Origin of the sequence: Methylobacterium crusticola (genome assembly GCF_003574465.1) — a bacterium.
Lineage (GTDB): Bacteria > Pseudomonadota > Alphaproteobacteria > Rhizobiales > Beijerinckiaceae > Methylobacterium > Methylobacterium crusticola.
In genome coordinates this window covers 1-5,875 of the sequence record NZ_QOWC01000328.1, presented here as the reverse complement: position 1 = coordinate 5,875, position 5,875 = coordinate 1, and the positions used below count along the sequence as shown (strand labels likewise).

At 62.2% G+C, this 5,875-nt stretch carries 7 protein-coding genes and 1 pseudogene; 3 read left to right on the top strand and 5 right to left on the bottom strand.

The genetic code is table 11. The annotated features are described in order from the left end of the window. Positions 1–218: hypothetical protein (locus tag DT057_RS36300; RefSeq protein WP_203236455.1), on the bottom strand; the 218-nt coding region annotated here is incomplete at its 3' end. Positions 219–752: 534 nt separating this feature from the next. Between DT057_RS36300 and DT057_RS33700 the strand changes: the two genes are divergently transcribed. Continuing rightward, a complete protein-coding gene (locus DT057_RS33700; RefSeq protein ID WP_128566366.1) occupies positions 753–1,529 on the top strand; it encodes an SDR family NAD(P)-dependent oxidoreductase in 777 nt (258 codons plus the stop codon). Positions 1,530–1,762: 233 nt separating this feature from the next. Continuing rightward, a complete protein-coding gene (locus DT057_RS33695; RefSeq protein WP_162501599.1) occupies positions 1,763–2,254 on the top strand; it encodes a DUF3455 domain-containing protein in 492 nt (163 codons plus the stop codon). A gap of 119 nt (positions 2,255–2,373) precedes the next feature. Here DT057_RS33695 and DT057_RS33690 read toward each other — a convergent pair. Both DT057_RS33690 and DT057_RS33685 read right to left on the bottom strand, forming a co-directional pair. After that, a pseudogene (locus tag DT057_RS33690) lies at positions 2,374–2,613 on the bottom strand (transposase); the annotation flags it as partial. Between the two features lie 217 nt (positions 2,614–2,830). After that, the gene (locus DT057_RS33685; RefSeq protein ID WP_128566364.1) at positions 2,831–3,040 is read right to left on the bottom strand and encodes a hypothetical protein; all 210 of its coding nucleotides are present in this window, start codon (positions 3,038–3,040) and stop codon (positions 2,831–2,833) included. A gap of 386 nt (positions 3,041–3,426) precedes the next feature. Here DT057_RS33685 and DT057_RS33680 point away from each other — a divergent pair, with 386 nt between their 5' ends. Beyond that, entirely contained in the window at positions 3,427–4,323 is an 897-nt protein-coding gene (locus DT057_RS33680) for an alpha/beta fold hydrolase (RefSeq protein ID WP_162501598.1), read from the top strand. Here DT057_RS33680 and DT057_RS33675 read toward each other — a convergent pair. Then, positions 4,286–4,867 (bottom strand): carboxymuconolactone decarboxylase family protein, encoded by a 582-nt coding sequence (locus DT057_RS33675; protein ID WP_128566362.1) that lies wholly within the window; start codon positions 4,865–4,867, stop codon positions 4,286–4,288. The genes DT057_RS33680 and DT057_RS33675 overlap by 38 nt on opposite strands. Positions 4,868–5,024: 157 nt before the next feature. After that, positions 5,025–5,573 (bottom strand): Ros/MucR family transcriptional regulator, encoded by a 549-nt coding sequence (locus DT057_RS33670; protein WP_128566361.1) that lies wholly within the window; start codon positions 5,571–5,573, stop codon positions 5,025–5,027. Positions 5,574–5,875: the final 302 nt, after the last annotated feature.

The window sequence follows — 5,875 nt, the reverse complement described above, 5'->3', positions numbered from 1 at the left end:
CTTGTGAACCCCAAGAGTCCACACAGCCTAGGGGGCGTCAGCCGATCTGGCTCCTGCCAGTTCTCCATGACGACGAGCCTCGCTCCCACCCTCGCGCGGTACGCCTCGCCCGCCCCGTGGTGCCATGTGGACCGGTCGAGATCCCGCCCCACCTGCCAGACCGTGAACCGGGCATGCAGGCAGGCGAACGGGGAGACGATCAGGAACAGCAGCCTCACAGCGCCGGGCTCCTGGCGATCAGCCCCAGGACGGCGCGAGCGTCCTCGTCGTCGACGCCCTGCTTGTCCAGGAACTGCGTCGCGTAGCGCCAGCGCCTTCACCCCGCTGCGCGTCGCCGGCACCGTCTCGCGCCAGATCGCGAACAGCGCACCACCGGCCGCACGGCGTCGTTCCAATGCCTCGGGCGGGTCGTCTGGTCAGGCGGCGTCCCGGTGTTGAGGGCGCCATCATAGGCCCGGTCCGCCTCCTGGCACGCCGCGAGTGCCGCAAGGATCGAATCAGGTGCGTCGCGGAAGGTGCGATGCTCCACGTCAGCGAGATCGTCGGCCAGGAAGCGAGCGATCAGGTCGAAGGGCTCGGCGCAGGAGCCGATCCCGCAGTAGAATCATCAGCAGGGCCGCCGTGAAGGCGCGGCGCCTTCCGGCCGGACCGCAGTTCGGCTCCGCCATGAAGCGCTTTGCAGCCGGATATCGATCCAGCACTGGACGAGATCGTCTGATCACTCTTAGCGTACGTAGATACAGGAGCTCGTCATGAAAATCGATCTCTCCGGCAAGACCGCACTCGTCACTGGCTCGACAGAGGGCATTGGCTTCGCAATCGCCAAGGGCCTGCACGAGGCCGGCGCCACTGTCGTCGTCAATGGGCGGACGCAGATCAAGGTGGACGCCGCCGTCGCACGCCTGGGCGGCCAAGCGCGTGGGCAGGCCATCGACCTCGGCAACCGGAACGGCGCGGCCGCGCTCCTCGCCGCCGAGCCAGCCTTCGACATCCTGGTGAACAATCTCGGCATCTTCCAACCGTCCGACTTCTTCGAGACCAACGACGATGTCTGGGAGCGCCATTGGCAAGTGAACGTGATGTCGGGCGTGCGCCTCGCCCGCGCCTATCTGCCGGGCATGGCGGCGAAGGGGTGGGGACGGGTGCTCTTCCTCGGCTCAGAGTCGGCTTACAACATTCCTGTCGAGATGATCCACTACGGTGTCAGTAAGACGGCCGACGTGTCGCTGGCGCGGGGTCTAGCCAAGCGGATGGCAGGTACGGGCGTCACCGTGAACTCGATCCTGCCAGGTCCCACCCTGTCCGAGGGCGTAGCAGAAATGCTGAAGGATCAAGTTCCTCAGGGAAAGACGCTGGAGCAGGCAGGCATCGATTTTGTCAAAGCCCTCCGGCCGACCTCGATCATTGGGCGCCCTGCCACGGTCGAGGAAGTGGCGAACATGGCTGTCTATATCGCCTCGCCGGCGGCGTCAGCGACGACTGGCGCCGCCTTGCGCGTCGATGGCGGCGTGATCGATTTCATTGTTTGAGGTGGGCAGGCGAGCACAACATGCCCCGGTTGTCCCTGTCCGTTGCTCGCACGGCGCCATGGTGGATGCCGTGCTTCGGATGACGCTTTGATCAGCGTCAGTGGGTGCCTGCTCATGGCATGGCCTGCCCCGAAGCATACGACAACTTCGGTGCGGCGCTCGTGGGTCTTGCATCGCTTATCTTCCGCGCATTACGCTACACTTGCACTATTCGCTCGAAAATAAGGAACATCATGCGCAGAGTCGTCGCTTTCTCCTCGATCTACTTCCTCGTTGGTGCCGCGTATGCTCAAGGGCTAGGAGCGCTGTCAGCGGCAGAGGATCAGATTGTTTTGCGGGTCTCAGCTACCGGGATTCAAGTCTACGAGTGCCGCGCGGCTGCTGACGGGGCACTCAGCTGGAGGTTCAAGGAGCCGCGTGCGGACCTGTTCGTGGGAACACAGCGCATCGGCCGACACTACGCCGGTCCGACCTGGGAGCACGTCGACGGCAGCCGGATCGTTGGCCGCGTCGTCGTCAATCAACCTGCACCGCAGCCGAATGACATTCCCTGGATACGGCTCGCGGTCGTGTCCCACGACGGCGAAGGAGCGCTGAGCTCGATTTCGGCTGTTCAGCGCGTCGCCACACACGGCGGTGTGATGATCGGCACTTGCGATGCAGCCGGGTCTCTAGCCGAGATGCCGTACACAGCCGAGTACCTGATGCTGCGAACTGGTCCCTAGTGATACAAACCTGACGCTTGGTACCCGCTGGTGGCGCCCGCTTCGGGTGGAGGCTGTGTGAGAACACGGCTTGGTGTGTTGGCGGGAAGCGGTGATGGTGCGCGAGGTACCGCGGGCGCTCACGCCCGCAGGGCGGGGAGTGGTCCGGTGCCGAGGATCGCGATCACCCACTTCAGATTGTAGGCCAGGACCTGCGGGCTCATCTCGGTGGCCGCGTTCCTCAACCGCCGCATCCGGAAGTGGGTCGCTCCCATCCAGCTCTTGAGCGTCCCGAACACGGGCTCGACCGTCTGCCGACGCGTTCGCGTTGCGTGAGGGTCCGTGTCGAGCCGGCGCTGCACGGCTTCCAGGACTGCTTCGACCCGTAGCGGACCTGGCCCGTCGGTGCCAAGCGTCAGACCTGATCCACTAGCGTGACGAAAATCGCCGACGGCTGGGAGCTCTCGTGCAAGCGTCCGCGGTAACGTGATCGAGCACAGATAAGGCTATTATTTGTTGAGCAACTCGCACATAAAACTGGGACCATGAAGGCCCCAGAGCTTGATCATTAGAAGTAATTTCGCGTGAAAAGCGCGATTACTTGCGGCCCCAATCGATCACGACTTGTCCGTTGACCAAACCAATCCCGCTGCCATCACCAAACCGGACGGACGTCGAATGGGGTGTGATCATCAGGCTGCCGCCTCCCGGGTACGCCCGCGCGATCGGCTGCGGTCGCTGCTCTCTACGACGCTTCTCTTCCGCTTTTTCTTCCAACCACTGACGGATCTGATAATCAGTAAACACTGGGCCCTCCTATGGCGAAGGGGCGATAATCACGGCCTTGCGCCGCACCTACCAGAACAGTGAGATACATTCATCCGCAGTGACGAGGGGCACCATGCGGTCGCATCCATTGTCCTAACAGCTTTCATTGAGCCCGCGAAATGCGGCCCGAATATGACATAGGCGCGTGATGACTTGCAGGTAATTGCCCGCGTCAAGCATCCATCCAGCATTCATGCCCTTACGCCGCAGATCGCAACGAGAGGTGTGGCTCTCCCGTGCCGATGTCCTCGGATGCGAAGAAGCGGGCGTGTTGACGGCGTAGGAAGATAACCCTGCCGACCCCTCCGTGACAAACGCAACTGGCTGCGCCAAATTTGCTGGACATGGTGAGGGGGGAGGACTGTATGCGAATCGTGGCCGCGGTCTTACTGGCTCTCGGTGTTCTTTCCGCTCCATCTGCACGGGCAGAGCGGTCGATTCCCGAGGGCGCCAAGAGTGTTGAGGTGAACGGATATCCGATCATCTACCAAGAGACCGGTTCAGGCGTTCCACTTGTCCTGGTTCATGGCTCTCTGAACGACTATCGTATCTGGTACGCCCAGGTTCCAGAGTTCGCCAAGCGTTACCGCGTTATCTCTCTAAGTCTCCGACATTATTATCCGGAGAAATGGGATGGAAAAGGTGATGATTTCTCGGTCACTCAGCACGCGGCAGACGTTGCGGCTCTGATCCAGAAATTGGGGCTGGGCAAGATACACCTGCTCGGACATTCCCGCGGCGGGGCCGTTGTCCTGATGGTTGCCAAGGAACATCCTGAGTTGATCAAGACCTTGATCCTGGAGGATGCGAGCGGAATGGAGCGCCTGCTACTCGACACGCCGGAGAGCCAGAAGATGGCTGCTGAGACCAAGGAGTTGATTGGTGGTTTGCGACGCAATCTGGCGGACGGCAACGTCGAAAAGGCTGCACAAGAGTTCACGGACGGTCTAGGCGGTCCGGGAACGTGGGCGAAGCGCTCTCAAGCGCAGCGCCAGATCCTGCTCGACAACATGGGCACGGGTGTGGACAGCGGCGAGCGGGGCAATCTCACCTGCGCGGACATCGCCAAGTTCAGCTTCCCGATCCTGACGTTGACGGGTGAGCGGAGCCCGAGGCGCTACCCGGAAGCTTTCACTGCTGCCCACGGCTGCAATGCCGCGATCCCCGCGCCAGTTGTGATCCCGAATGCGGCACACGCGATGAACCGCGAGAACCCTGAACGTTTCAACGCAGTGGTGCTGGAGTTCCTCGCCCATCACTGAAGGCGAGAACGTGTCCGCTCCCCTTATCGTCGGTGGAGGCAATGCCGATCGCCTCAAGGAATCGCGAGACCATGTTGTAGGCGCCGATCGTGGCCGTCAGCTCGACGATCGTCCGCGGGTCGCAATGCTGGCGCAGCGCCTCGAACACGGCAGCCTCGACGTGGACGTGGCGTGTCATCGCATCACAATAAGCCAGCACGACGCGCTGCTCGTCATCGAACACTGCGGCGTCTGGCCAATCCGGGAGTGCCTCGACCTGCTCTCGTGTTAGCCCCTCGCGCAGGGCAATGGGCGTGTGCTGCTCAGCTTCGTAGCGGGCGCCATTGAGATGGGCGACCTGGAGGATCACGAGTTCGCGCAGGGCGCCAGAGAGGGTCGAACGTTGGCGGATCGCGGTGAGGAAGTGCAGCCAGCCCTCAGCCACTGGCGGACTGTGGAGCAGCATTGCGTAGAGATGGAGAATCTCACCTCGCTCGGCGACGATGCGGCTGGCCAGTTCGGCCGTCTCGGGCCGATTGGTGTCGGCGTAGGGTATGCGAGCCATTGAGCTTCCTTTCGGTGTGAGCAGCCGACGGACGTTATGCTGCGAGAATGCCGAAGCTCAGCATACACCGCGGACCGCGATCGCGACGCCTTTCTAGAGGAGCCAAGTACCCCTGAGCGGCAGGGTGCGCCCGGCCCCCTGCCCTTGGTACGTCACGCTATTCCGCGGCCGCTGCGACCATCATTGCTCGACTTAGCTTCTTGTTGGACTTCGCCTTCTCGATCGGCGCAGAGATCACGGGATCAGGCGCTGCCCGCTTCTCGGCGGCTTTGGTGGCAGCTCGGCGGTTGCCACGGATCTGCCCCGGACCGAGACTCTTGGCGAGTTCGGAGCGCTGCGCGGCGTAGCGCGCTGCAACCATAGGGTAGTCTCGCCCGAGGCCGCACTTCGCGCGGTAGTCGTCCCGTGTCGTGCCCTGCGCGTTCAGGTGGCGCTTGAGCGACTTGTAGGGCCTGCCGTCGACGAAGCTGATGAGATGATCTGGCGTAATGGATTTCCGGATCTGAGCTGCCGTCACCTTGAAATCCTCGGCTGGCGGCGCGACCGGTTCGGTGAGGCGCGTCAGTGAGGCGTGTACGGACGCGATAAGGCCCGGCAGCTCTGCCAACGGCACATTGTTCTTGGAAAGGTAGGCGGAGATAATGTCTGCCGCAAGATCAATGAGATCGGGCTGCTCGGCCTGACTGTCTTCTGACACGTGTACCATCCTTAATGCGTGCACTCAGCGCAGTCCGAGGCGCTCTGCCAATATCTTGTGATCAAAACGCACGGCAAGGTAATTGTAGGAAAACGCCACAAAAGGTTGTTGAGCAGCTAGAGCATTTTCCGGCGAAGTGGACACCGGTTCGCCGCAGACAATGCGGCAGAATCAGAAACCTGGAGCAGCGGCCGATGGCAGCGTGATCGGATGCTGCTCTAGTGGTTGAGCACTGACGGTTGCGTCCGTCCGGGGTTTCGGTTTGAAGTCCGTGCTGCGAGTCTGGCGGGATGCGCAGTGGCATCTCCTTC

Excerpts from the sequence above, each read along its gene's own strand:
- DT057_RS33695 (WP_162501599.1), top strand. The coding sequence starts at position 1,763 with ATGCGCAGAGTCGTCGCTTTCTCCTCGATCTACTTCCTCGTTGGTGCC.
- DT057_RS33700 (WP_128566366.1), top strand. The coding sequence starts at position 753 with ATGAAAATCGATCTCTCCGGCAAGACCGCACTCGTCACTGGCTCGACA.
- DT057_RS33680 (WP_162501598.1), top strand. The coding sequence starts at position 3,427 with ATGCGAATCGTGGCCGCGGTCTTACTGGCTCTCGGTGTTCTTTCCGCT.
- DT057_RS33670 (WP_128566361.1), bottom strand. The coding sequence starts at position 5,573 with ATGGTACACGTGTCAGAAGACAGTCAGGCCGAGCAGCCCGATCTCATT.
- DT057_RS33675 (WP_128566362.1), bottom strand. The coding sequence starts at position 4,867 with ATGGCTCGCATACCCTACGCCGACACCAATCGGCCCGAGACGGCCGAA.